Consider the following 25,843-nt stretch of genomic DNA (forward strand, 5'->3'; position numbering starts at 1 on the left):
GACCCAATGCTCACGGCTTCCCACGTCAATACCGGCACAGTGATGATGGATAATCTCAAAACGCTTTTGGTTCTTGCGCGCCATGACAATTCCTCGCAGGATTGAATGACGCGCGCGGGGTACACGGTGGCGAAAGGATTCACTCTCTTATACGAGGTCACGGCCTGGCCGTGCCATCAACGACTCCACGCCGATACCGTGCAGGCCACTCTCCCTCTCGGGTGCTGTCACACCAGTGCTGGTTACGGCCTTTGCCCCGCGCGCGTTCTTCAACTGTAGAGGGATCCCTGTTTGCTGCGCGACAGCGCAGCGTCGAAGACGCGGCGGGATCTCCCTCGCCACAGGGAACGGCTTTATTTTTTCATCAGCGCCGAGCACGCCGCCTTGTACGCCTCGTGCTGATACTTGTTCAGCGTCGCCGGCAAGGCGAAGTCGTATTTCTTGTGCTGTGCGTTGAGGGTCTGCGGTGACAGCAGTGTCACCTCGCAGCCTTCCAGCAACTGGAAAACCCCTTCAATCTTGAACGTGGTCGGTCCGCCGGCGAACTCGCCTTTCTTGCTGCGCTTCTTGATGGCGATGCGTTCGATGCCATTCTCGACCACGAACGCCCGTACCTGGGCGGCAAACGCCTTGACGTTGGCGGCTTCGTCATCGTCGTCCAGGGCGATTTTCTTGGTATTGAGGGCGATGTGGGTCAGCGTCTGCTGATCCAGCGAGGCAACGGCGATGATCGCTTCGCTGCCTTTGATTTCGATACCGCAGGTTTTCATGGGGATCTCTTTGCTCGAGGGGGGCGTGCAGCTTACTCCTGCCCAATCGACTCCAAAAACTCCGACCGATCATCGCTCACCTGGGCCATGCAGTCGTTTTCGGCGATTTTGTAGGCTTCGCTGCCGGGTTTGGCCGGGAAGGCGGCGATGGCGCAATCGGCGTCGCGTTGTTTGAGCCACAGTTGTTGGGCGGCCTTGACCTTGGCGGTGATGTCGTTGAGCTGGGCCTTGTCGCTGGCGTAGCGGGTTTGCAGGCGCTCAAAGAGGCTCTGCAGGTTTTCGTTGAGCAATTGTTCGGCGGCGGTCTTGCCATAGGCCGAGCAGGCCAGGGTCTGGACGTCGTTTTCAACTTCGTCGCAGGGGTTGGGCTCGGTGTCTTCGGTTGCGTGTGCCAGGGTGCTGATCAGTGCCAAAGCCAGGAAGATTGATTTCATCGCGTTGCCGCTCAAGTCCAGTGAAAACCAGTGATGCGACGGATTCTGGCGCAACCGTCGGGTAAAGAACAGACGGGCAGGGCGGGCCTGTCGTAGCCCATTGTCGTGGATTGACGCTTTCGGCAATTCCCCTGTCGTTTTTGCACCGGGTCGCGACGGCCCTCAGGCATATGCTGGCCCCAAAGCGCCGGCACACGATTCGGCGCATGAATCGCTGACAAAAGGGGACTGCCTGATGAGCCCAGCCGAATTGCACGCCGACAGCATCGTTATCGACGGGCTGATCATTGCCAAGTGGAACCGCGACCTGTTCGAAGACATGCGCAAGGGCGGCCTGACCGCAGCCAACTGCACCGTGTCGGTGTGGGAAGGTTTCCAGGCCACCATCAACAACATCGTCGCCAGCCAGAAGCTGATCCGCGAGAACAGCGACCTGGTGATTCCGGTGAAAACCACCGCCGACATCCGTCGCGCCAAGGAACAGGGCAAGACCGGCATCATCTTCGGCTTCCAGAACGCCCACGCCTTCGAAGACCAGCTCGGCTACGTCGAGATCTTCAAGCAACTGGGCGTCGGTGTGGTGCAGATGTGCTACAACACCCAGAACCTGGTCGGCACCGGTTGCTACGAGCGCGACGGCGGCCTGTCGGGCTTCGGTCGCGAGATCGTCGCCGAGATGAACCGCGTCGGCATCATGTGCGACCTGTCCCACGTCGGTTCCAAGACCTCCGAAGAAGTCATCCTCGAATCGAAGAAGCCGGTGTGCTACTCCCACTGCCTGCCGTCCGGCCTGAAAGAACACCCGCGCAACAAATCCGATGAAGAGCTGAAGTTCATCGCCGACCACGGCGGTTTCGTCGGCGTGACCATGTTCGCGCCGTTCCTGGCCAAGGGCATCGATTCGACCATCGACGACTACGCCGAAGCCATTGAATACACCATGAACATCGTTGGCGAGGACGCCATCGGCATCGGTACCGACTTCACCCAGGGCCACGGCCAGGATTTCTTCGAAATGCTGACCCACGACAAGGGCTATGCCCGTCGTCTGACCAGCTTCGGCAAGATCATCAACCCCCTGGGCATCCGCACCGTGGGCGAGTTCCCGAACCTCACCGAGACGCTGCTCAAGCGCGGCCATCCTGAGCGGGTGGTGCGCAAGATCATGGGCGAGAACTGGGTCAACGTGCTGAAAGACGTCTGGGGCGAATAACCGCCGCCGCATCGCTAATCCTCTACCTGCGGCCCTCCGCGCCGCAGGCAATACCACGAATTTCCGGAGTCAAGTTTTCATGGCCAAGATCGCCCCGCAACTGCCTATCGAAGTCGACAGCGAAACCGGTGTCTGGACGTCCGACGCCCTGCCGATGCTGTACGTACCGCGTCACTTCTTCGTCAACAACCACATGGGCATCGAAGAAGTGCTGGGCGCCGACGCCTACGCCGAGATTCTCTACAAGGCCGGCTACAAATCCGCCTGGCACTGGTGTGAAAAAGAAGCCGAATGCCACGGCCTGGAAGGCGTCGCGGTGTTCGAACACTACATGAAGCGCCTGTCCCAGCGTGGCTGGGGCCTGTTCAAGATCCAGGACATCGACCTGGATAAAGGCACCGCCAGCGTCAAGCTCGAACACTCGGCGTTCGTCTATGTGTACGGCAAGGTCGGGCGCAAGGTCGACTACATGTTCACCGGCTGGTTCGCCGGCGCCATGGACCAGATCCTCGCCGCTCGTGGCAGTTCGATCCGCACCGTGGCCGAGCAGGTCTATGGCGGTTCCGAAGAAGGCCACGACGACGGCCTGTTCATCGTCAAGCCGTTGTAAGTCGAGGATCGCGCCATGGCTTTTGAAGCAATGTTCCAGCCGATCCAGATCGGTAAACTGACCATCCGCAACCGCGTGCTCAGCACCGCGCACGCCGAGGTCTACGCCACCGACGGCGGCATGACCACCGACCGGTACGTGAAGTATTACGAAGAAAAGGCCAAGGGCGGCATCGGCCTGGCGATCTGTGGTGGCTCGTCGGTGGTTGCCATCGACAGCCCGCAGGAATGGTGGAGCTCGGTGAACCTGTCCACCGACCGCATCATCCCGCACTTCCAGAACCTGGCCGACGCCATGCACAAGCATGGCGCCAAGATCATGATCCAGATTACCCACATGGGCCGTCGCTCGCGTTGGGACGGTTTCAACTGGCCGACCCTGATGTCGCCGTCCGGCGTGCGTGAGCCGGTGCACCGTGCCACGTGCAAGACCATCGAGCCGGAAGAAATCTGGCGGGTGATCGGCAACTACGCCCAGGCGGCACGGCGTGCCAAGGCCGGTGGCCTGGACGGCGTCGAGCTGTCCGCCGTGCACCAGCACATGATCGACCAGTTCTGGAGCCCGAGGGTCAACAAGCGTACCGACGAATGGGGCGGCAGCTTCGAAGGCCGCATGAAGTTCGGCCTGGAAGTGCTGAAGGCCGTGCGCGCCGAAGTGGGCGACGATTTCTGCGTGGGCATGCGCCTGTGCGGCGACGAGTTCCACCCGGACGGCTTGTCCCACGAGGACATGAAGCAGATCGCCAAGTACTACGACGACACCGGCATGCTGGATTTCATCGGCGTGGTGGGCTCGGGTTGCGACACCCACAACACCCTGGCCAACGTCATTCCGAACATGAGTTATCCACCGGAGCCGTTCCTGCACCTGGCCGCCGGTATCAAGGAAGTGGTCAAGGTTCCGGTGCTGCACGCGCAGAACATCAAGGACCCGAACCAGGCCACGCGGATCCTGGAAGGCGGTTACGTCGACATGGTCGGCATGACCCGTGCCCACATCGCCGACCCGCACCTGATCGCCAAGATCAAGATGGGCCAGATCGACCAGATCAAGCAGTGCGTGGGCGCCAACTACTGCATCGACCGCCAGTACCAGGGGCTGGACGTGCTGTGCATCCAGAACGCCGCGACCTCCCGTGAATACATGGGCGTGCCGCACATCATCGAGAAGTCCACCGGGCCCAAACGCAAGGTGGTGGTCGTCGGTGCCGGCCCGGCCGGGATGGAAGCGGCGCGTGTCGCTGCCGAGCGTGGGCACGACGTGACCCTGTTCGAGAAGAAAGAATTCATCGGCGGGCAGATCACCACCGCCTCGAAAGCCCCGCAACGGGACCAGATCGCCGGCATCACCCGCTGGTTCCAGCTAGAGCTGGCACGCTTGAAAGTCGATCTGCGCCTGGGCGTGGCGGCAGATGCGGCGACCATCATGGACCTGCGTCCGGACGTGGTGGTGCTGGCCGTCGGCGGGCATCCGAACCTGGAACAGAACGAACACTGGGGCGCCGCCGAAGGGCTGGTGGTCAGCAGCTGGGACGTGCTCGACGGCAAGGTCGCGCCGGGCAAGAACGTGCTGGTCTACGACACCATTTGCGAGTTCACCGGCATGTCGGTGGCCGACTTCCTCGCCGACAAAGGCAGCCAGGTCGAGATCGTCACCGACGACATCAAGCCGGGCGTGGCCATTGGCGGGACTTCGTTCCCCACGTACTACCGCAGCATGTACCCCAAGGAAGTGATCATGACCGGGGACATGATGCTGGAGAAGGTCTACCGCGAAGGCGACAAGCTGGTGGCGGTGCTGGAGAACGAATACACCGGTGCCAAGGAAGAACGCGTGGTGGACCAGGTGGTGGTGGAAAACGGCGTGCGGCCGGACGAAGAAATCTACTACGCGCTCAAGGAAGGTTCGCGCAACAAGGGCCAGATCGACGTCGAAGCCTTGTTCGCGATCAAGCCCCAGCCGTGCCTGGAGCAGAGCGGCGATGGCTACCTGCTGTTCCGCATCGGTGACTGCGTGGCCCAGCGGAACACCCACGCGGCCATCTACGACGCCCTGCGGTTGTGCAAGGATTTCTAACGGCTTGTGGATAACCCTGTAGGAGCGAGCTTGCTCGCGATAGCGGTGGATCAGTCGACATTATGTTGGATCTGAGTCCGTCTTCGCGAGCAAGCCCGCTCCCACAGGGATCGAGCAAGACATCCAGGTTTCTGTGCCTGCAAGACCTGAGGTCTTTGGGAGCTTCACCATGCTGAACACCCTTCTTCCAATCCTGCTGTTCGCAGCCCTGGGCCTCGCGGTCCTCGGCGCCTTGCGGCGGGTGAACATGTGGCGCCGGGGACGACCGGCCAAGGTCGACCTGATCGGCGGTCTCTTTGCCATGCCCAAGCGCTACATGGTGGATTTGCACCACGTAGTGGCGCGGGACAAATACATCGCCAACACCCACGTGGCCACGGCCGGTGGTGCGGTGGCGTCGGTGGTGCTGGCGATCCTGGTCCACGGGTTCGGCCTGCATAACCGTTTCCTCGGCTATGCGTTGCTGTTGATGTCGGCCGTGATGTTCGTCGGTGCGATCTTCGTCTACCTGCGTCGGCGCAATCCGCCCGCCCGTTTGTCCAAGGGCCCCTGGATGCGCCTGCCGAAAAGCCTGCTGGCGTTTTCGGCGTCGTTCTTCCTGGTGACCCTGCCGGTGGCCGGCATCCTGCCGGAGAACTTCGGCGGTTGGCTGGTGGCGGCGGTCCTGGGTGTCGGTGTGCTGTGGGGCGTGTCGGAATTGTTCTTCGGCATGACCTGGGGCGGGCCGATGAAGCACGCCTTCGCCGGTGCCCTGCACCTGGCCTGGCATCGCCGTGCCGAGCGCTTTGGCGGCGGCCGTTCCACCGGTCTCAAGCCGCTGGACCTGAACGACCCCGCCGCGCCACTGGGTGTGGAAAAACCCAAGGACTTCACCTGGAACCAACTGCTGGGCTTCGACGCCTGCGTGCAGTGCGGCAAGTGCGAGGCTGCCTGCCCGGCGTTCGCGGCCGGCCAGCCGCTGAACCCGAAAAAACTCATCCAGGACATGGTCGTCGGCCTGGCCGGCGGCACCGATGCGAAATTCGCTGGCAGCCCATACCCGGGCAAACCTGTGGGCGAGCATGCTGGCAATCCCCATCAGCCGATCGTCAATGGCCTGGTAGACGCCGAGACCCTGTGGTCCTGCACCACCTGCCGGGCCTGCGTCGAGGAGTGCCCGATGATGATCGAGCACGTCGATGCCATCGTCGACATGCGTCGCCACCTGACCCTGGAAAAAGGCGCCACGCCGAACAAAGGTGCCGAGGTCCTGGAAAACCTCATCGCCACCGACAACCCTGGTGGCTTTGCCCCGGGCGGGCGGATGAACTGGGCGGCGGACCTGAACCTGGACCTGCTCAGCGAGAAGAAATCCACCGACGTGCTGTTCTGGGTCGGCGACGGTGCCTTCGACATGCGCAACCAGCGCACCCTGCGCGCCTTCGTCAAAGTGCTGAAGGCGGCGAAAATCGACTTTGCCGTGCTCGGCCTCGAGGAACGCGACAGTGGCGACGTGGCCCGGCGCCTGGGTGATGAAGCGACGTTCCAGCTGTTGGCCAAACGCAACATCCAGACCCTGGCCAAATACAGCTTCAACCGCATCGTCACCTGCGACCCCCACAGCTTCCACGTGCTGAAAAACGAATACGGCGCCTTCGATGGCAACTACCGTGTGCAGCACCACAGCACCTACCTGGCGGAAATCATCGACGCCGGCGCCCTGAACCTCGGCCAGCACAAGGGCGACAGCGTGACCTATCACGATCCGTGCTACCTGGGCCGCTACAACGGCGAATACGAGGCGCCGCGCCAGGTGCTGCGTGCGCTGGGTATCGAGGTCAAGGAGATGCAGCGTTCCGGTTTCCGCTCGCGTTGCTGCGGCGGCGGTGGCGGTGCGCCGATCACCGACATCCCAGGCAAGCAGCGGATTCCTGACATGCGCATGGACGACATTCGCGAAACCGGCGCTGAGTTGGTGGCGGTGGGTTGTCCACAGTGCACCGCGATGCTCGAAGGCGTGGTCGAACCGCGGCCAATGATCAAGGACATTGCCGAACTGGTGGCTGACGCGCTGCTGGAAGACGCAGCTCCGAGCAAGCCCGTGGCCCCAGCCAAACGTGAACCTGCGGAGGTGCATTAATGAGCGACATCATCCGCCGCGACCCTCGCGCCGAGTGGATCGCCCGCAACCGCCTGCACCCGCTGCACGCGGCCATGCAACCGGTGCAGCACAGCTGGATGGGGCCCAACGGGGTCATCCGCAAGAACGTCCATGGCATCGGTTTCATTGGCCCCAACGGCATCAAGCGTATCGACCGCAGCGGCGCCCAGCAGGGTGGCGCGACCAAGCGTACCGCCGCGGCCGAAGTGCAATTGCCGCTGCATCAAGTAGCGCAACCGGCGTTCTACATCAGCGTGGTGCCGGACATGGTCGGTGGTCGCCTCAGCAGCCACGACCGCGATCTGCTGGGCCTGGCCCATCAGCTTGCGGGGGCGGACGGCGCGGTGCTGGCCGTGGTCTTCGGCGAGCACAAGGAAAACGCCTTCGCCACGGCCGGTGTCGACCGCTTGCTGGTACTGGAAGGTGAGGCCTTCAGCGGTTATGCACCGGAACAACGGGTGCAGGGGCTGCGGGCTGTGGATAACCAATTCAACCCACGCCATTGGCTGCTGCCCGACAGCCGCACCGGTGGCGGTGAACTGGGCCGGCGTTTTGCCGCAGCCCTGGGCGAGCGTCCGGCCACGCGGGTCTGGCAGGTCAAGGGCGAGGAGTGCATTGGCCGCGCCGGTGCGGGCCTGCAAGACTTGGCCCGGCCGTTGGCACGCTTGATCCTGGCCGCGGCCGAATGCGCCGAACCGGTCAGCGAAACCCGCCACGAAGCCTTGCCGGTGGAGTTATCCACAAGCGTGGCCCGCAGCTTGTCGCGTATCGAAGATCTGGGTGCGGTGGCGGTGGACCCGGGCGCGATCCCGATGGCCGAGGCCGAATTCATTTTCTCTGGCGGCAACGGGGTCAAGGACTGGGCGCTGTTCCACCAGACCGCCGCGGCCCTGGGCGCCACCGAAGGCGCTTCGCGGGTGGCAGTGGACGACGGTTTCATGGCCCGCGATCGCCAGGTCGGCGCGTCGGGGACCTGGGTCACGGCACGGGTCTACGTGGCCGTGGGGATTTCCGGGGCGATCCAGCATCTGCAGGGCATTGGCGCCTGCGACAAGGTGGTGGCGATCAACCTCGACCCGGGCTGCGACATGATCAAACGGGCAGACCTGTCGGTGATCGGTGACAGCGCGGCGATTCTCCAGGCCTTGATCGCGGCGGTAGAGGCTTACCGCAACGAAGCCAAGCGCGATGCGGCTTAAGAAGGATAAGTTGATGAGTACCCAAGTGATCAGCCTCGTGTCCATCGGCGCCCACCCCACTTCCGGTCGGCCCCGGCGCGCCGAACAGGATGCCCGGGCCGTGGAACTGGGCCTGCAACTGGCCGGCAACGACCTGCAAGTGCTGCATGCCGGTGACGTGGCCGAACCGGCCCTGCGCGCCTACCTGGGCATGGGCCTGGATGAACTCCACGTCCTGGAAAATCCCGACGGGGCCGACGCCCTGCCGGCCCTGACCGACTATCTGCGTGACGCTGGTGCCCAAGTGGTGCTCACCGGCAGCCAGGCGGAAACCGGTGAAGGCTCGGGCATGCTTCCCTTTCTACTGGCGGAAAACCTCGGTTGGCCGTTGGTGGTGGGACTGGCCCAGGTCGAGTCCATCGACGGCGGCGTGGCGCTGGTGCTGCAAGCCTTGCCCCGCGGCCAACGACGCCGTCTCAAAGTGCGCCTGCCATTCCTGGCCACTGTGGATAACGCCGCGCCAAAACCTCGGCAAAGCGCCTACGGCCCGGCGCGGCGTGGGGCATTGCATGCCGAGGAAGTCGAAGTGATCGACGACACCTTGCTGGCGGTGGCGACCCTGCAACCGGCCAAGCCACGCCCCAAGCGCTTGAAAGTGATCAAGGCCAAGAGCGGCGCCGACCGCATGAAAGCCGCCACGGCCAAGGCCAGCGGCGGAGGCGGGCAAGTGCTCAAGGGCGTGAGCCCGGAGGCGGGGGCCGAGGCCATTCTCAAGTTGTTGATTGAGGAAGGGGTTGTTCGCTAAACCCAGGAATGCCTGAATCCCTTTGTGGGAGCGAGCTTGCTCGCGATGGCGGTATGTCAGGCTGCATCTTCTTTGCTGACACGCCGCTATCGCGAGCAAGCTCGCTCCCACAGGGGGGATGTGTTTGCCCATCCTTGCTGTGTGTGCCTCTGTGGATAACCTGCTTGGCCCCGCCGTAAACCAGGCCATCCAGGCCTGCGCTCAAAACACCCGCCTGACCTGTGCAACATCCGGTCATAAACCGCTGGCCTGGCGGGTTGCCGCGTCTCAAGCCTGTGGGTGAAAAAGGTCGTTTCATCGCCAATGGAGTCCTATCAATGGAAGTAGAAATTCGTCCGGCCTTGCCCACGGATACGCGGGAGATCGCTCGTTTGTTCCGGATCTCCTCGGAGGGGGCGTCGGATTACATCTGGAGCCAGCTGGCGGAGCCAGGCCAGGATCTGCTTGACGTGGGCGCTGCGCGTTATGCCCGGGAAGGTGTCGATTTTTCCTACCAGAACTGCCTTGTCGCCCAGGCCAACGGACAGGTCATCGGCATGATGCACGCTTATGTCACGCGTCATGATCCACAGGCGGCCCCAGTCACAGACCCGATCCTGGCGCCCTACGCCGACATGGAAGTGCCCGAGACCCTCTATATCTCAAGCTTGGCCCTGCATGAAGGCTGGCGTAACAAGGGGCTGGGCGTTCGCTTCCTCGACCTGGCGCAACAGCGTGCCGATCAACTGGCACTCAAGGGCCTGAGCCTGATCGACTACGCTGCGAATACCGGCGCCCGGCGTTTTTATGAGCGCCATGGCTTTGGCATCGTCAAAACCTGTCAGGTCGTCCCGCATCCGTTGATTCAAGTAACGGGCGCGGCCTACCTCATGCATCGGCCTTAGCCGGCACAGCGGCAACCCTGGCGCGGGGCACAGGTTGGCCCAAATCCCTGTGGGAGCGAGCTTGCTCGCGAAAGCGGTATTTCAGGCTACATGTTCGTCGCTGACACACCGCATTCGCGAGCAAGCTCGCTCCCACAGGGCATGTGTTTACCCACAATCCTTGTGCATCCGCCTGTGGATAACCTGTTCGCCCCTCGCTGCACCCCATGCAAATCGGGCCCTGCCAGCCTGCGATCAAAAAGTAGTCAGCCTAACCCACGGTTTTTATTGGATTTTTGTTGTGAATAACGACTCCTCTCAGGCGAAACTTGCCCCCAATCTCTGTTGGCGCTTCTGTGGATAAGATGTTCGCTCAACGCTGCAAGCCATACAGGCCGGGGGGTTCATTGTTTTGATCAAAAAACGATCGATTGGCGATTTTTATCAGGAAAACCTCCGGAAAACCGCGATTTACAAGCCGCTCAGAGGGTTTTCCACAGAATCGTCAAAATTACCCCCAAACGCTGTTGGCGCTTCTGTGGATAAGATGTTTGCTCACCGCCACAGCCCATGCTTAGCGGGGCTTACGGGGATTTGGTCAAAAAACAACCGATAGGCCAGTAAAACCGTCATTTTCCATAAATCACGGTTTTTATTCACTTTGCCACGGAGAAAATGGCCCACCTACGCACACTTGTCCCCATTTGCTGTGGGTGGCCATGTGGATAACTTGTTCGCCAAACGCTGCAGGCCACGGCCCGCATAGCGCAAATTGCGATAGATCAAATTTCATACAGTTCTAAGGCCCGACCTTGACGCAGGTCTGTCGGCTGTCTTCACTTCCATGGCACAAGGACATCGCACTTTATCCACATCAGGTTCAGGGAGAACACATGATGGATAGCAAGCACCCCCGCTCGCACCCGCTCCCCCTGTTGACCTGCGTCCCGGCACCGCCTGCTTCGCTGCATAAACGCATCCACCGTCGCGCCGCCAATCAGCGTGCACGTCTATAGCGTCCGGTTTTTCCCCCTGTAGCACCGTTGACTGCCGCTGGCCCTTGCACGGGACAGTGGCCAGGCGTTCGTGCGCCTGTCGATTTGCAGGCAACCGCAGAGTTGCCCCTTCTGTCTGAGAGGACTTGAACATGACACGGATCTCAACCCCCATCAGTGATATCCAGGAGCACTACGACGTGATCGTCATCGGTTCCGGCTACGGTGGCGGCATTGCTGCCTCGCGTCTGTCCCGGGCCGGACGCAAGGTGTGTCTGCTGGAGCGTGGCCGGGAGATCCAGCCCGGCGAATACCCCAACACCCTGCTCGCGGCCACCGAGGAACTGCAGGTCCATGACCCCGATGGCCACATCGGCTCGCGCACCGGACTGTTCGACCTGCACGTCAACGCCCAGCAGAACGTGGTGGTCGGCTGCGGCCTGGGCGGCACGTCGCTGATCAATGCCAACGTTGCGCTGGCGCCTGAGCCTGGCGTATTCGACGACCCGCGCTGGCCCCTGGCGGTACGGGAGCACCGCGACACGCTGCTCAAGGACGGCTACGCCCGGGCCCGGGAGATGCTCAAGCCCAACCCTTACCCGGCTTCAGAACCGAACCTGCCCAAGCTCGATGCCCACAAGAAGTCAGCCGATTACCTCAAGCAAGGCGCGCATTTCTACAAGCCGCCGATCAATGTGACCTTCGACAAGCTGCCCAACAACCTCAACCACGTCGGCGTCGAACAGTTGCCCTGCAATGGCTGTGGCGATTGCGTCTCGGGCTGTAACAACAAGGCCAAGAACACCACGCTGATGAATTACCTGCCGGATGCCTGGAACCACGGCGCGGAGATTTTCTGCCAGGCCGAGGTGCGGCACCTGGAGCGCGACGGCGACGGCTGGATCGTGCACTTCCAATACCTGGACAGCGGCCGCGAGCTGTTCTCGGCGCCCACGTTGTTCGTGCGGGCCGATGTCGTGGTGGTGTCCGCCGGCACCCTGGGCTCCACCGAAATCATGTTGCGCTCGCGGGACAAGGGCCTGGCCATGTCCGGCCAACTGGGCGAGCACATGAGTGGCAACGGCGACATCCTCGGCTTCGGCCACAACTGCGACCAGGTCATCAACGGCGTCGGTTTCGGTGCCCATCCGGCCAAGGAACTGGAGCCGGTGGGGCCGTGCATCACCTCAGTCATCGACATGCGCACCGAAGGCGACTGGCGCAGCCGCATGGTCATCGAGGAAGGTTCGATTCCCGGCGCCCTCGGCCGGGCCATGGTGCCGAGCATGGCGGCGTTTGCCGAAATGATCGGTGTGCCCACCGACACCGGTTTCGGTGCCAGCCTCAAGTACAAGGGCCGGGAGACCGAGAGCTTCCTGCGCGGGCCGTATTACGGCGCGCTGCACAACATGCAGACCTACTTGATCATGAGCCATGACAACGCCAAGGGCCGCATGCTGCTCGACAACAAGGACCAGTTGCGCATCGACTGGCCCGGCGTCGGCGATCAGGAGAACGTCACCCTCGGCAACGAGCGGCTGCACCAGAGCACCAAGGCCCTGGGCGGGATCTGGGTCGAGAACCCGATCTGGACCAAGCTGCTCAAGCACAGCATCGTTTCGGTCCACCCCCTGGGCGGTTGCGTGATGGGCGAGGACGCCACGCAAGGGGTGGTCAACCACAAGGGCCAGGTGTTCAGTGGCGCCAGCGGCACCGATGTCTACCCGGGCCTGTACGTGACTGACGGTGCGGTGATCCCCACGTCCCTGGCGGTCAATCCGCTGCTGACCATCTCGGCGGTAAGTGAGCGCAACATGGGGCTGCTGGCGGCCGACCGTGGCTGGATCATCGACTACACGCTGCCCTCGGCCCCGCGCAAAGCGGTGGCGCCACCGACCCTCGGCGTGCAATTCACCGAAACCATGAAGGGCTACTTCTCCACGGCCTTCACCCAGGCCCAGGGCACCGATCTGAGCCTGTACGCAGCGGCGGCCAAGCGCGGCAAGGCCGACAACTCGCCCATCGAGTTCACCCTGACCATCACCGCCGCCGACCTCAACCGTCTGATCAAGGAGCCGGAACACGCCGCAACCCTGGTGGGCACCCTCAATGCGCCGCTGCTCTCACCGCAACCGCTGGTGGCCAGCAATGGGGTGTTCAACCTGTTCGAGCAGTACCAGGAACAGGTTGGTGTACGGCACATGAACTACGACATGAAGCTGACCGCCGAGGACGGCAGCGACTACTACTTCAGTGCCTTCAAGACCGTGCCCGAGGACAACGGCGTGCTGAACATCTGGCACGACACCAGCACCCTCTATGTCACGCTTTATCGCGGGCCGGACAAGACCGGCGCAGTGATTGGCTGCGGCGTGATGCACATCCTGCCGGCCGACTTCGCCAAGCAGATGACCACCATGAAAGTGCTCAACGCACGCAACGAGCGTGAGCGCGTGGAGGCATTGGCGCGATTCGGCAAGTTCTTTGCCGGGATCCTGTGGGAGAGCTACGGCGGTGTCTTCGCCGGCGATGTCTATTTCAACCCGGACGCGCCGCCCCGGTTGAAACGGCCATTGGATGCGCCGGCGCCGGTCGTGCATTTCTTCCAGACCGAAGACAACGTCGAGCTGCGCCTGACCCGGTACGAGGCCGGCACCAAAGGCCCGGTGATGTTGGTCCATGGCTTGGGCGTGGGCTCGAACATCTTCTCCACCGACACCATCCACACCAACTTGCTGGAGTATCTGTGCAAGCACGAATACGACGTCTGGCTCCTGGACTTGCGGGTGAGTATCCTGCTGCCGGCCAGCAAGCACGAATGGAACGGCGACCAGGTGGCCCAGTACGATTTCAAGGCCGCCATCGAGCAGATCCAGCAAGCGACCCTGGCTCGTGACGTGCAGTGCGTGGTGCATTGCTACGGCGCGACGACGTTCTTCATGTCGATGCTGGCGGGGCTGCAGGGCGTGCGCTCGGTGGTCTGCTCGCAGATCGCCGCCGACACGGTGGTCGCCACCGCCACCGGTCTGAAGGCCGGTCTGCACTTGCCGGGGATGCTCGATGCCATCGGCATCAAGTCCCTCACGGCCTACGCCGACACCAAGGAAAGCTGGTTCAACAAACTCTACGACAAGGCCCTCAACGGCTATGCCCGGATCGAGGCCCAGGGCTATTGCACCAACCCGGTCTGCCATCGCATCACGTTCATGTATGCATCGCTGTACCGCCACGACACCCTCAACGAAACCCTGCACGACAACCTGCATGAGTTGTTCGGCGAGTCGAACATCCAGACCTTCGAGCACCTGGCGCTGATCGTGCGCAAGGGGCACCTGGTGGACTTCAAGGGCAACGACGTCTACATGCCGCATTTCGATCGGTTGAAGTTGCCGATCTGCTTCATCAGCGGTGCCGACAACCAATGCTACCTGCCGCAAAGCACCCTCAAGACCTACGAGCGACTGTGCGAGATGCATGGCCCGCAGTTGTTCAGCCGCCACGAAGTGCCGGGGTACGGTCACATCGACTGCATGTTCGGCAAGGATGCGGTGGTGGATGTGTATCCGATCATTCTCGGGCACTTGGAGAAGACTGCCCTCGGTTAGCTGATCGTTCCCACGCTCCGCGTGGGAATGCCGCCATGGACGCTCTGCGTCCGCTGTTGTGACGCAGAGCGTCACGGGATGCATGCCCACGCAGAGCGTGGGAACGAGCTGGGGAAATGCCATGAACACTTACATCCGCTGGTTCCAACGCATCATCTGGGTCGGGATCGTCATGAACATGGTGTTCGCGATTCCGGCACTGTTCGCGCCGGCGTTGCTGACGTCCATGATCGGCCTGCCACCGGTATTGTCCGATCCCTGGCTGGAGAACGCCGGCATGTTGCTGGTGGGAATCAGCTTGTTCTACATGCCCTCGGGGTTCAACGCGCCGCGTTTCGTGGTGCATTCGTGGTTGTGCGTACTGTCGCGGCTAGTGGCGGTGGTGTTCTGGATCTACCTGATCAACACCAATGACCAGGGCCAATTGTTTGTGCCGATGTTGATGGGCGACCTGAGCATGTTCCTGATCCTGGGCGTGCTGCTGTACCTGGGCAGCCCGGTGGCCAATCGTCCGCTGGCCTTGCTCTGTGCCGGTTGGCGGGAGTGGCGCGCCGGCTGGGCGCTGCGCTGGCAGAGCCACGGGTTCAAGGTTGGCATGTTGGTGGTGGTCGTGCTGCTGGGGTTCATTGGCTACCAGACCTGGTACCAAATGATCCGGGAAGTGCCGCAACCGGACTTCGCCTCCGACGAAGACCATTACAAATACGCCGCCATCGGCCTGGGCATCGAGGCGCGGATTCCCTACTACCTGTTCGCCGTGCTGCCGCAAATGTGCCCGGAAAAACTGCCCAAGCCCGGCGGCTACGAAGTGTTCGGTTTTCTCTATGAAAACGGCAAAGACCTGCCCATCGGCATGGCCAAGCGGCAACTCGGTTACCCCACCGTCGAGCCCAATTGCGCCCTGTGTCACACCGGCTCCTATCGGGCCAATGCCACTGACGTGGCAGTGCCGGTCGCCGCCGCGCCAGCCAATACCCTGCAACTGCAGGCTTTCCAGTGGTTTGCCTACGATTGCGCCAGCGACCCGAAATTCACCCCCGAGGCGGTGATGGCGGCGATCAATGGCAAGTTCCAGTTGGGTTTTTTCGAAAAACTGTACAACCGTTACTTGATCATCCCGATGGCCAAGAGTGCGCTGCTCAAACAGAAACAGGCCTACGCCTGGCAGACGCTGCGCCCGGCCCAGGGGCCTGGGCGGACCGACACCTTCAACCCGACCAAAATGGTGGTGTTCGGCTTCCCGGATGACTCCACCATCGGCACCGTGGATCTGCCACAGGTCTGGAACCAGAAACCCCGGGAGTCCATGTACTTGCATTGGGACGGCAATAACAACCAGATCCACGAGCGTAACTACGCAGCGGCCATGGCCGTGGGCGCGACGCCGGAATCGGTGCTGCCACCGAGTTTCAACCGGGTGACCAACTGGCTGCTGGGGCACAAGGCACCGGCCTGGCCATTCGCCCTGGACCCGGCGAAAGTCGCCCAGGGCAAACCGATCTGGGAGAAAAACTGCGCCGGCTGCCATGATTTCGGCCGCACCGACACCGGCCAGGTCACCACCCACATCGACCAGTTGGGCACCGATCCCCACCGGCTCAATTCCTTTACCACCGGCCTGGTGACGGCGTTCCACGGCTTCAAGACACCGCCGTTCGACTTCAACGCCTACCGCAAGACCCAGAGCTACAGCAACACCCCCACCGACGGCATCTGGCTGCGGGCGCCGTACCTGCACAACGGTTCGGTGCCGACCCTGTGGGATTTGCTGCAAGCGCCGGAACAGCGTCCGCAGGTGTTCTACACCGGCTCTGACATTTACGACCAGGAGAAGGTCGGCTTCGTCACCCGTGGCGCACAGATGAAAGCATCGGCGGATTTCAAATACGACACCCGCCTGGAAGGCAACCACAACGGCGGCCACCTGTATGGCACGCAGCTGTCGGACGTCGACAAACGGGCCCTGATCGAATTCATGAAGACCCTGTAGCCCAGGGCATTGCGAAGGAGCGTCCACATGTCATTACTGCACCATTGGGAACATGAGTTCGACAAGGTCAAGGTCCGCCTGCACGGGTTGGTCACGCGGCTGGAGATGTCCTGGAAGAAACTCGTCAACGACCTGGAGCCCGAGGAGTTCCAGGCCATCGTCAAACTGTTGCAGCGCGGGCACGACCAGGCGCGGCACGTCATCGAGCATGGCGACCTCCCGGATGACGAGCCGGCGGTACCCTGGGAGCTGGCCCACGGCCTGTCGATCCTGAAGATCGGCAACCCCACGCCGTTGCCGCAAAGCGAAGACGAACTGCCGACCCGGGTGCTCAAGGACGGCACCTTGCTCGGCTGCCGCAAATGGGAGCTGCTGGACCTGCTGTGGAGCGAGGCGCTGCTCAAGTGGATCGAGAACCTGCGCCACCATGCACCGTTCGCCACCACCCCGGCCCTGGTAAAAATGGACAGCGACGTGATACTGGCCATCGCTGGCGATTGGGGCACAGGGCCCTTCGACAGCCATGCACCGGCGGTGGCCGTGGCCAACCAGATGCAACTGGCCCAGGCCGATTTCACCATCCACCTGGGGGATGTGTATTACGCCGGTACCCATTCCCAGGAAGACGTCGACATGGTCGGTTGGCCCCAGGGCAAGCACGGCTCGTTCACCCTCAACTCCAACCACGAGATGTACAGCGGCGCCCACGGTTACTTCAAGGAACTGGCCAAGCGTTTTCCGGTGCAACAGGGCACCAGCTACTTTGCCTTGTACAACGACGACTGGCTGGTGGTTGGCCTGGACAGCGCCTACGCCTCGGACGCGATGAACCTGTACATGGACGGCACCCTCAACGCCCAGCAGATCGAGTGGATGAAAAGCCTGCCCAAGCGCAAGAAACTGATGGTGCTCAGCCATCACCAGGGCTTCGATATCTCCGGGCATCACAAGACTGCGCTTTATCAGCCGGTGTGCGATGCCTTGGGGCGTGAGCCGGATTATTGGTACTGGGGCCATTTGCACAACGGTATCTGCTACGCCACCCAGGGCGGGCTGCACGCGCGCTGCGCCGGGCACGGGGCGATTCCCTACGGCACCACCAGCGAACTGAACGGGCATGCCCGGGTGCTGTGGTCGGAGACTCAATTGGCGGGGGACGAGGTGTATCCGGAGCGGGTGTTGAACGGGTATGTGAAGGTGCGGTTGGTGGGGGAGAGCATCGAAGAGACGTTTTATGGGGAGGATGGCAGTGTGCGGTGGTCTTCTCACTGACGATCGTTCCCACGCTCTGCGTGGGAACGCCAGCCCGGGACGCTCTGCGTCCCTTCCAGAGCCGAACGCGGAGCGTCCGTTGAGGCATTCCCACGCAGAGCGTGGGAACGATCAGCAACCGAAGCGCCTGGTTTTAGCCCTGGACCGGAACGCCCTTGAGGTACGGCGCTGGCTCGGCTCCGAGGTTGTTGAGCATGCGCTCGCTGTACCAGTCCACGAAGTTCACCACGCCGAACTCATAGGTCTTGGAGTACGGGCCAGGCTGGTAGGCGGTGGAGTTGATGCCGCGCTGGTTCTCTTCGGCCAGGCGACGGTCCTGGTCGTTGGTGGCGTCCCAGACCTGGCGCATGCGCGCGACGTCGTAGTCCACGCCTTCGACCGCGTCCTTGTGCACCAGCCACTTGGTGGTGACCATGGTTTCCTGGGCGCTGATCGGCCACACGGTGAACACGATGATGTGGTCGCCCATGCAGTGGTTCCACGAGTGCGGCAGGTGCAGGATGCGCATCGAGCCCAGGTCCGGGTTCTTGATGCGGCCCATCAGCTTGGCGCAGCCTTGCTTGCCATCCATGGTCATCGACACGGTGCCCTTGAGCAGTGGCATGCGCACGATGCGGTTGCGCAGGCCGAAACTGGCGTGGGCGTAAGGGATCTTCTCGGCCTCCCAGGCGGCGGCGGAGGCGGCCACGTGGTCCTTGAACGCCTGGTCGGCCCGCGGGTCGGTGACGTCGTCCCATTCCAGCAGGGTCTTGAGCAATTCCGGGTGCGAACCGCCGCAGTGGTAGCACTCGCGGTTGTTTTCCAGCACCAGCTTCCAGTTGGCCTTTTCCATCAAGGTGGTTTGCACCGCCACCTTGGTGTTTTCCATGTCGTACGGTTCCATGTAATGGTTTAGCGTCGACAGGAAATCATCGATGGCCGGCGGATTCTCGGCCAGGCTGATGAAGATGTAGCCGCCCGCGGTCTTCACGTTCACAGGCTTGAGGCCGTACTGCTTCATGTCGAAGTCGGCGCCCATCTCGGTGCCGGCGAACAGCAGGCGACCGTCCAGCTCGTAGGTCCACTGGTGGTAGTGGCAGACCAGTTTGGCGACTTTGCCCTTTTCGCTGGTGCACAGCCGCGAACCGCGGTGGCGGCAGACGTTATGGAAGGCATGCACCACGCCCTCGGCACCGCGAATCACGATGATGGGGTTCTTGCCGATTTGCAGGGTCAGGTAGTTGCCCTTGGCCGGGATCTCGCAGGTCATGCCGGCGATCAACCATTCCTTGTGGAAGATTTCCTGCATGTCGATATCGAACAGGCGCTCATCGCTGTAGAACGGTTGCGGCAGCGAGAAGGTGCGCTCGCGCTCTTGCAGCATTTGCGCGGTGGCCTTGCGTGCGGGTTCCAGCGGATCGCCCAGGCTCAGGGTAGTGGTGTCCATCGTTTTATCCTCGTGGCCCTCTAAGCGGAGCCGGTGAAAATGACTAATCGGTTGTGCTACGCAAGGTAGAAAACTTTGTTTATCTGTTGGGGCGAGTGTGGGGCCGCGCAGGGGCCGAACCTTATCCATGGGCGACATGGCCCAATCTGTTCCCGACGCGCAAGCCCCGGTAGTTAAGGGCTGGTCGCGATAAGTATGTGAATGTCGCAGATAGGTAAATGGTCACCCAGGCGCCTGCGCACAATCGCCATCATGAAGGCCGACAGTCGGCCGTGGAGATCAGCATGTCCAATAACTTCCTGAACCCGGTCACCACCCAGACCTGGGCCAATGGCCGACATATCGTACGTTGCGTCAAAGTCATCCAGGAAACCTGGGATGTGCGCACCTTCTGCTTCATGGCCGATCAGCCGATCATGTTCTTTTTCAAGCCGGGGCAATTCGTCACCCTGGAGCTGGAAATCGAAGGCCAGCCGATCATGCGTTCCTACACCATCTCCAGTTCGCCGTCGGTGCCCTACAGCTTCTCGGTCACCATCAAGCGCGTGCCGGGGGGCAAGGTGTCCAACTGGCTGCACGATACGTTGCATGAAGGCCAGGAGCTGGCGGTGCACGGGCCGGTGGGGTTGTTCAACGCCATCGATTTCCCGAGCCCGAAAGTCCTGTACCTGAGCGGTGGCGTGGGAATCACGCCGTGCATGTCCATGGCCCGCTGGTTCTATGACACCAACGCCAATGTCGACATGACCTTCATCCACAGCGCCCGGTCGCCCAAGGACATCATCTACCACCGCGAGCTGGAACACATGGCGTCGCGGATCGATAACTTCAGCCTGCACCTGATCTGTGAAAAACATGGCCTGGGCGAGCCTTGGGCCGGGTATCGCGGTTACCTGAACCACAAGATGCTGGAATTGATGGTGCCCGACTTCCTCGAGCGCGAAGTGTTCTGTTGCGGCCCGACCCCGTACATGACCGCAGTCAAGCGCCTGCTGGAAGCCGCTGGCTACGACATGAAGCGTTACCACGAAGAATCCTTCGGCGCCACGCCACCGGAAGCCCGCGCCGACGCCGTGGAACAGGCCGAACAGGCGGCCGACGCGCCGGAAGTCGATGCGGCGGACCTGCACATGGTGGAATTCACTTCCTCTGGCAAGAGCATCCGCGTGGGCCCGGGCGAAACCGTCCACGCCGCCGCCGCCAAGCTCGGCATGATGATCCCCAAGGCCTGCGGCATGGGCATCTGCGGCACCTGCAAAGTGTTGAAGCTGGGCGGGGAGGTGGAGATGGATCACAACGGCGGGATCACCGAAGACGACGAGGCCGAGGGCTACATCCTGTCGTGCTGCAGCGTGCCGAAGGGGGATGTGCGGATCGATTTCTGATCTGCCCCATCCAAGTAGCGGTGAGCACCTCCTGTGGGAGCAAAGCTTGCTCGCGATGCCGACGACTCGATCCAAAGGAAATTGCGTCGCTTTCATCGCGGGCAAGCCTTGCTCCCACAGTAAGCCTCTTTCACCACAGCGGGCATGACAGGCCGGGGCGGCTTTCCTAGCCGGCCATCACTTCCCGAATATCCCCCGCCAATTCCCGCACTCGCGCTTCCTCGGTGTCCCACGAGCACATGAAGCGTGCGCCGCCCTTGCCGATGAAGGTGTAGAAGCGCCAGCCCCTGGCGGTCAGCGCGGCGATGGCCGGTTCCGACAGTTGCAGGAAAACGCCGTTGGCCTGGACCGGGAACATCAGTTCCACGCCGGGAATGTCGTTGACCAGCTCTGCCAGCAATTGGGCGCAGTGGTTGGCGTGGCGGGCGTGTTTGAGCCAGGCGTCGTTTTGCAGCAGGCCGACCCAGGGCGCGGACAGGAAGCGCATTTTCGAGGCCAGTTGCCCGGCCTGTTTGCAGCGGTAGTCGAAATCCACGGCCAGGTCATGGTTGAAGAACAGAATCGCTTCCCCTACCGCCATGCCGTTTTTGGTGCCGCCGAAGCACAACACGTCCACGCCGACCTTCCAGGTCAGGTCCGCCGGGGAGCAGCCGAGGAAGGCGCAGGCGTTGGAAAAGCGCGCGCCGTCCATGTGCAGGTTCAGCCCCAGTTCCTTGCAGGTGACGCTGATGGCGCGGATTTCATCCGGCGTGTAGACGCTGCCGACTTCCGTGGCTTGGGTCAGGGTGACGACCCGAGGCTTGGGGTAGTGGATGTCCTGGCGCTTGAGGGCGATCTCGCGGATCGCCTCGGGGGTCAGCTTGCCGTTTTCGGTTCGTGCCAGCAGCAGCTTGGAGCCGTTGGAGAAGAACTCCGGTGCGCCGCATTCGTCAGTTTCGACGTGGGCGGTTTCCGAGCAGATCACGCTGTGATAACTCTGGCACAACGAGGACAGGGCCAGGGAGTTGGCCGCCGTGCCGTTGAACGCGAAGAACACTTCGCAGTCGGTTTCGAACAAGGCCCGGAAATCGTCCGCCGCGCGGTGGGTCCACTCATCGTCGCCGTAGGCACGTTGGTGACCCTGGTTGGCTTCTTCCATGGCGGCCCAGGCTTCGGGGCAAATGCCGGAATAGTTGTCGCTGGCAAACTGTTGACTCTTGTCGGTCATGGCCTTGCTCCTGAATAGAGAGTCCTGGATAAAGAGATCCCTGGCGGAATGCCCGGGTGGGGGCGTTCCCTGGTCCGGCGTGTTTGGGTCCACAGCGCCGTGGTCGATACTGGTGCGCACTTTACCCAAGATTAGTGGGGGAACACACCGGATGTTTCTGTCGGAAAGTATCAATCTCATCGCGCGGCTTTATACATGAACCGGCGTGACGGGGCCCTGGACCTGCTCAAGTGGTTGGCTCTTTTGTCGATGGTCCTCGATCATCTGCGATATGTCGGTTTTTCCGTCGATTGGCTCTATGTGCCGGGACGCCTGGCATTCCCGTGGTTCTGCCTGGCGATGGCGGCGAATCTGGCGCGCGGGGGTGCCAGCACCGCTCCATGGCGGTACCTGGGCTGGCTGCTGCTATTCAGTGCCGTCAGCGAAATTCCCTACCGCTTGTTCATTCCTGAGCCCACCACCCTGAATGTGATGCCAACCCTGGTGCTGGGGTTGTTGGTGGCGCGCTGCTGGCAAACGCCCACCTTGGAGGCGCGATGCCTGGCGGTGATGGCGGTGCTGTTGGCGGCGCTGTTTTCGTCGCAGTTGATGTTCGGTTTCTTTGGTGTGCTGCTGCCGCTGGCGTTGTTGCTGGTATTCAAGCATCCCTTGTACATGGGTTTGTTGCCGGGGCTGGTCTGCGTGGCGGCCAACCAGTGGCGGGTGTTGTATGGCGCGGCGTGGTTGGGCGATGGGGTGGCGTTGTGGGGGCTGGTGGCTTGCCTGATCGCGCCATGGCTTGGGCAGGTGCTTTTGCGACACGCTGGTCGTTTTCATCCACCGGCGATGCGGCGCTGGGCGTATGGCCTGTATCCGGCGCATTTCCTGGTTTTGCTCGCGGTTCGCCAGGTCGCTGCTTAACCCTGCGGGAACTGTATTTTGGGAACAGGCCTGTGGGAGCAAGGCTTGCCCGCGATGAAAGCGCCGCGGTCTCCCATGGATCGCGGCGCCTGGATCGCGAGCAAGCTTTGCTCCCACAGTGCTATCGCGCAGGCCTTGCTCTCCGACTCTTTGATCCCATGTCGTAAACGCACCTTTGCGTGGCGTCCATAGGCATTTGACATGCCTGCGCCAGCCATACCATCGCATCCAAAGGGCACGACCGAATGGTCCGTGCCTCACCGAGACGAAAGGCGCACCGCCGCCGCTGGGAGAGACGCGATGTTCAGCAAACAAGACCAAATTCAAGGCTACGATGATGCGCTGCTGGCGGCGATGAACGCCGAAGAGCAACGCCAGGAAGATCACATCGAGCTGATCGCGTCGGAGAACTACACCAGCAAGCGCGTGATGGAGGCCCAGGGCAGCGGCCTGACCAACAAGTACGCCGAAGGCTATCCGGGCAAGCGCTACTACGGTGGCTGCGAGCACGTCGACAAAGTCGAAGCCTTGGCCATCGAACGCGCCAAGCAGTTGTTCGGTGCCGATTACGCCAACGTCCAGCCGCATTCCGGGTCTTCGGCCAACAGCGCGGTGTACCTGGCCCTGCTGCAAGCCGGCGACACCATCCTGGGCATGAGCCTGGCCCATGGCGGTCACCTGACCCACGGTGCCAAGGTGTCGTCCTCGGGCAAGCTCTACAACGCGGTGCAATACGGCATCGACACCACCACCGGCCTGATCGACTACGACGAAGTCGAGCGCCTGGCGGTGGAGCACAAGCCGAAAATGATCGTGGCCGGTTTCTCCGCTTACTCCAAGACCCTGGATTTCCCGCGTTTCCGTCAGATCGCCGACAAGGTCGGTGCCCTGCTGTTCGTCGACATGGCCCATGTGGCAGGCCTGGTTGCCGCCGGTCTGTACCCGAACCCGCTGCCGTACGCCGACGTGGTCACCACCACCACCCACAAGACCCTGCGCGGTCCGCGTGGTGGCCTGATCCTGGCCAAGGCCAACGAAGAAATCGAGAAGAAGCTCAACGCCGCGGTATTCCCCGGCGCCCAGGGCGGCCCGCTGATGCACGTGATCGCCGGCAAGGCGGTGTGCTTCAAGGAAGCGGCGGAGCCTGGCTTCAAGGCTTATCAGCAGCAAGTGATCGACAACGCCCAGGCCATGGCTGGCGTGTTCATCAAGCGCGGCTACGATGTAGTGTCCGGTGGTACCGATAACCACCTGTTCCTGGTCAGCCTGATCCGTCAGGGCCTGACCGGCAAGGATGCCGATGCTGCCCTGGGCCGCGCCCACATCACCGTCAACAAGAACGCTGTGCCGAACGACCCGCAATCGCCATTCGTGACGTCGGGCCTGCGCATTGGCACCCCGGCGGTGACCACCCGTGGCTTCAAGGTTACCCAGTGCGTCACGCTGGCCGGCTGGATCTGCGACATTCTCGACAACCTCGGCGATGCCGATGTCGAGGCCAATGTCGCACAGCAAGTGGCGGCCCTGTGCGCGGACTTCCCGGTTTATCGCTGAGTCGGTTTTGGAGTAATGACTATGCAACGCTATTCGGGCTTCGGCCTCTTCAAACACTCACTCAGCCATCACGAAAACTGGCAGCGGATGTGGCGCACGCCGACCCCGAAAAAGGTCTACGACGTGGTCATCGTCGGCGGTGGCGGGCATGGTCTGGCGACCGCCTACTACCTGGCCAAGGAACACGGCATCACCAACGTGGCGGTGGTCGAGAAGGGCTGGCTGGGCGGCGGTAACACCGCGCGCAACACCACCATCGTGCGCTCCAACTATTTGTGGGACGAATCGGCCCACCTGTACGAACATGCGATGAAACTCTGGGAAGGCCTGTCCCAGGACCTGAACTACAACGTGATGTTCTCCCAGCGTGGCGTCTACAACCTGTGCCACACCCTGCAGGACATCCGCGATTCCGAGCGTCGCGTCAGCGCCAACCGCCTCAACGGCGTGGATGGCGAGCTGCTCAACGCCAAGCAAGTGGCCGACGAGATCCCGTACCTGGATTGCTCGAAAAACACCCGCTACCCGGTGATGGGCGCCACCGTCCAGCGTCGCGGCGGCGTGGCCCGTCACGATGCCGTGGCCTGGGGCTTTGCCCGGGCGGCGGACGCGTTGGGCGTGGACCTGATCCAGCAGACCGAAGTGATCGGTTTCCGCAAGGAAAACGGCGTGTGCATCGGCGTGGAAACCAACAAGGGCTTCATCGGCGCCAAGCGCGTCGGCGTGGTGACCGCCGGTAACTCCGGGCACATGGCCAAGCTCGCCGGCTTCCGCCTGCCGATCGAATCCCACCCGCTGCAAGCGCTGGTGTCCGAGCCGATCAAGCCGATCATCGACAGCGTGATCATGTCCAACGCCGTGCACGGCTACATCAGCCAGTCCGACAAGGGCGACCTGGTGATCGGTGCCGGTATTGACGGCTACAACGGCTATGGCCAGCGTGGTTCGTACCCGGTGATCGAACACACCATCCAGGCCATCGTCGAAATGTTCCCGGTGCTCTCGCGAGTGCGCATGAACCGCCAGTGGGGCGGCATCGTCGACACCACGCCGGACGCCTGCCCGATCATCTCCAAGACCCCGGTGCCGAACATGTTCTTCAACTGCGGTTGGGGCACCGGCGGCTTCAAGGCCACCCCGGGCTCGGGCAACGTCTTCGCTGCAAGCCTGGCCAAGGGTGAAATGCACCCGCTGGCCGCGCCGTTTTCCATCGACCGTTTCCACAACGGCGCACTGATCGACGAACACGGCGCTGCTGCCGTCGCCCACTAACAGGAAGCACCGTGAAAACTACTGCGCTCGGCAATACTGCGTTAAAAACAGGCTGGAAATGCTCACTTAGAACACTAAGCTCCGCTTTCCAGCCTGTTTTTGCCTTGTCTTGCCTTCGCTCGCTACGTTTTCACGGCGCTTGAGGAGA

18 protein-coding genes are annotated in these 25,843 nt (G+C 62.2%); 14 read left to right on the forward strand and 4 right to left on the reverse strand.

What is annotated here, in order from left to right:
* Window positions 1–353: 353 nt before the first annotated feature.
* Together BM321_RS15260 and BM321_RS15265 are read right to left on the reverse strand one after the other, a co-directional pair.
* Window positions 354–770, reverse strand: a complete 417-nt coding sequence (locus BM321_RS15260; RefSeq protein ID WP_092443039.1) for a DUF3010 family protein — start codon at window positions 768–770, stop codon at window positions 354–356.
* A 32-nt stretch (window positions 771–802) separates the two neighbouring features.
* Entirely contained in the window at window positions 803–1,204 is a 402-nt protein-coding gene (locus BM321_RS15265) for a lysozyme inhibitor LprI family protein (RefSeq protein WP_092333355.1), read from the reverse strand.
* Window positions 1,205–1,439: 235 nt separating this feature from the next.
* Between BM321_RS15265 and BM321_RS15275 the strand changes: the two genes are divergently transcribed.
* From BM321_RS15275 to BM321_RS15320, 10 genes are all read left to right on the forward strand, one after another.
* Window positions 1,440–2,417: a dipeptidase gene (locus tag BM321_RS15275; protein WP_030139307.1), complete on the forward strand. Its 978-nt coding sequence runs from the start codon at window positions 1,440–1,442 to the stop codon at window positions 2,415–2,417.
* 79 nt (window positions 2,418–2,496) lie between these two features.
* Complete coding sequence (locus tag BM321_RS15280) at window positions 2,497–3,027, forward strand: DUF5943 domain-containing protein (RefSeq protein ID WP_030139308.1); 531 nt, start codon at window positions 2,497–2,499, stop codon at window positions 3,025–3,027.
* Window positions 3,028–3,042: 15 nt separating this feature from the next.
* The gene (gene dgcA, locus BM321_RS15285) at window positions 3,043–5,103 is read left to right on the forward strand and encodes a dimethylglycine demethylation protein DgcA (protein ID WP_045157161.1); all 2,061 of its coding nucleotides are present in this window, start codon (window positions 3,043–3,045) and stop codon (window positions 5,101–5,103) included.
* Between the two features lie 169 nt (window positions 5,104–5,272).
* Entirely contained in the window at window positions 5,273–7,222 is a 1,950-nt protein-coding gene (gene dgcB / locus BM321_RS15290; RefSeq protein ID WP_092443041.1) for a dimethylglycine demethylation protein DgcB, read from the forward strand.
* Window positions 7,222–8,442 (forward strand): electron transfer flavoprotein subunit alpha, encoded by a 1,221-nt coding sequence (locus BM321_RS15295; protein ID WP_092443043.1) that lies wholly within the window; start codon window positions 7,222–7,224, stop codon window positions 8,440–8,442. Before dgcB ends, BM321_RS15295 begins: the two co-directional genes overlap by 1 nt.
* 13 nt (window positions 8,443–8,455) lie before the next feature.
* A complete protein-coding gene (locus tag BM321_RS15300) occupies window positions 8,456–9,226 on the forward strand; it encodes an electron transfer flavoprotein subunit beta (RefSeq protein WP_092443046.1) in 771 nt (256 codons plus the stop codon).
* Between the two features lie 317 nt (window positions 9,227–9,543).
* On the forward strand, window positions 9,544–10,110 hold the full coding sequence (locus BM321_RS15305; protein ID WP_092443049.1) for a GNAT family N-acetyltransferase: 567 nt from the start codon (window positions 9,544–9,546) through the stop codon (window positions 10,108–10,110).
* Between the two features lie 1,126 nt (window positions 10,111–11,236).
* Window positions 11,237–14,689, forward strand: coding sequence for a GMC oxidoreductase (locus BM321_RS15310; protein ID WP_092443051.1), 3,453 nt, complete (start codon window positions 11,237–11,239; stop codon window positions 14,687–14,689).
* Window positions 14,690–14,810: 121 nt separating this feature from the next.
* The gene (locus tag BM321_RS15315; RefSeq protein WP_092443053.1) at window positions 14,811–16,679 is read left to right on the forward strand and encodes a c-type cytochrome; all 1,869 of its coding nucleotides are present in this window, start codon (window positions 14,811–14,813) and stop codon (window positions 16,677–16,679) included.
* 27 nt (window positions 16,680–16,706) lie between these two features.
* Window positions 16,707–17,951, forward strand: a complete 1,245-nt coding sequence (locus BM321_RS15320; RefSeq protein WP_092443055.1) for a metallophosphoesterase family protein — start codon at window positions 16,707–16,709, stop codon at window positions 17,949–17,951.
* Between the two features lie 133 nt (window positions 17,952–18,084).
* Here BM321_RS15320 and gbcA read toward each other — a convergent pair whose 3' ends face one another.
* The gene (gene gbcA / locus BM321_RS15325; RefSeq protein WP_092333342.1) at window positions 18,085–19,377 is read right to left on the reverse strand and encodes a glycine-betaine demethylase subunit GbcA; all 1,293 of its coding nucleotides are present in this window, start codon (window positions 19,375–19,377) and stop codon (window positions 18,085–18,087) included.
* Window positions 19,378–19,661: 284 nt separating this feature from the next.
* Here gbcA and gbcB point away from each other — a divergent pair, with 284 nt between their 5' ends.
* Window positions 19,662–20,762: a glycine-betaine demethylase subunit GbcB gene (gene gbcB / locus BM321_RS15335; RefSeq protein WP_092443057.1), complete on the forward strand. Its 1,101-nt coding sequence runs from the start codon at window positions 19,662–19,664 to the stop codon at window positions 20,760–20,762.
* A 166-nt stretch (window positions 20,763–20,928) separates the two neighbouring features.
* On the opposite strand, the gene BM321_RS15340 is transcribed toward gbcB, so the two are convergent.
* Window positions 20,929–21,969: a threonine aldolase family protein gene (locus BM321_RS15340; protein ID WP_092443060.1), complete on the reverse strand. Its 1,041-nt coding sequence runs from the start codon at window positions 21,967–21,969 to the stop codon at window positions 20,929–20,931.
* Between the two features lie 195 nt (window positions 21,970–22,164).
* Between BM321_RS15340 and BM321_RS15345 the strand changes: the two genes are divergently transcribed.
* From BM321_RS15345 to BM321_RS15360, 3 genes are all read left to right on the forward strand, one after another.
* Window positions 22,165–22,869, forward strand: a complete 705-nt coding sequence (locus tag BM321_RS15345) for a TraX family protein (protein WP_092443062.1) — start codon at window positions 22,165–22,167, stop codon at window positions 22,867–22,869.
* Window positions 22,870–23,169: 300 nt separating this feature from the next.
* Complete coding sequence (gene glyA, locus BM321_RS15355) at window positions 23,170–24,423, forward strand: serine hydroxymethyltransferase (RefSeq protein ID WP_003206308.1); 1,254 nt, start codon at window positions 23,170–23,172, stop codon at window positions 24,421–24,423.
* A gap of 21 nt (window positions 24,424–24,444) precedes the next feature.
* Window positions 24,445–25,695, forward strand: a complete 1,251-nt coding sequence (locus tag BM321_RS15360; RefSeq protein ID WP_003206307.1) for a sarcosine oxidase subunit beta — start codon at window positions 24,445–24,447, stop codon at window positions 25,693–25,695.
* Window positions 25,696–25,843: the final 148 nt, after the last annotated feature.

The sequence above is a fragment of the Pseudomonas sp. NFIX10 genome (assembly GCF_900111955.1).
Classification (GTDB): Bacteria; Pseudomonadota; Gammaproteobacteria; order Pseudomonadales; family Pseudomonadaceae; genus Aquipseudomonas; species Aquipseudomonas fluorescens_AA.

Coding starts and splice junctions, on each gene's coding strand:
- BM321_RS15260 (WP_092443039.1), bottom strand. CDS start 770: ATGAAAACCTGCGGTATCGAAATCAAAGGCAGCGAAGCGATCATCGCC.
- BM321_RS15265 (WP_092333355.1), bottom strand. CDS start 1,204: ATGAAATCAATCTTCCTGGCTTTGGCACTGATCAGCACCCTGGCACAC.
- BM321_RS15275 (WP_030139307.1), top strand. CDS start 1,440: ATGAGCCCAGCCGAATTGCACGCCGACAGCATCGTTATCGACGGGCTG.
- BM321_RS15280 (WP_030139308.1), top strand. CDS start 2,497: ATGGCCAAGATCGCCCCGCAACTGCCTATCGAAGTCGACAGCGAAACC.
- dgcA (WP_045157161.1), top strand. CDS start 3,043: ATGGCTTTTGAAGCAATGTTCCAGCCGATCCAGATCGGTAAACTGACC.
- dgcB (WP_092443041.1), top strand. CDS start 5,273: ATGCTGAACACCCTTCTTCCAATCCTGCTGTTCGCAGCCCTGGGCCTC.
- BM321_RS15295 (WP_092443043.1), top strand. CDS start 7,222: ATGAGCGACATCATCCGCCGCGACCCTCGCGCCGAGTGGATCGCCCGC.
- BM321_RS15300 (WP_092443046.1), top strand. CDS start 8,456: ATGAGTACCCAAGTGATCAGCCTCGTGTCCATCGGCGCCCACCCCACT.
- BM321_RS15305 (WP_092443049.1), top strand. CDS start 9,544: ATGGAAGTAGAAATTCGTCCGGCCTTGCCCACGGATACGCGGGAGATC.
- BM321_RS15310 (WP_092443051.1), top strand. CDS start 11,237: ATGACACGGATCTCAACCCCCATCAGTGATATCCAGGAGCACTACGAC.
- BM321_RS15315 (WP_092443053.1), top strand. CDS start 14,811: ATGAACACTTACATCCGCTGGTTCCAACGCATCATCTGGGTCGGGATC.
- BM321_RS15320 (WP_092443055.1), top strand. CDS start 16,707: ATGTCATTACTGCACCATTGGGAACATGAGTTCGACAAGGTCAAGGTC.
- gbcA (WP_092333342.1), bottom strand. CDS start 19,377: ATGGACACCACTACCCTGAGCCTGGGCGATCCGCTGGAACCCGCACGC.
- gbcB (WP_092443057.1), top strand. CDS start 19,662: ATGTCCAATAACTTCCTGAACCCGGTCACCACCCAGACCTGGGCCAAT.
- BM321_RS15340 (WP_092443060.1), bottom strand. CDS start 21,969: ATGACCGACAAGAGTCAACAGTTTGCCAGCGACAACTATTCCGGCATT.
- BM321_RS15345 (WP_092443062.1), top strand. CDS start 22,165: ATGAACCGGCGTGACGGGGCCCTGGACCTGCTCAAGTGGTTGGCTCTT.
- glyA (WP_003206308.1), top strand. CDS start 23,170: ATGTTCAGCAAACAAGACCAAATTCAAGGCTACGATGATGCGCTGCTG.
- BM321_RS15360 (WP_003206307.1), top strand. CDS start 24,445: ATGCAACGCTATTCGGGCTTCGGCCTCTTCAAACACTCACTCAGCCAT.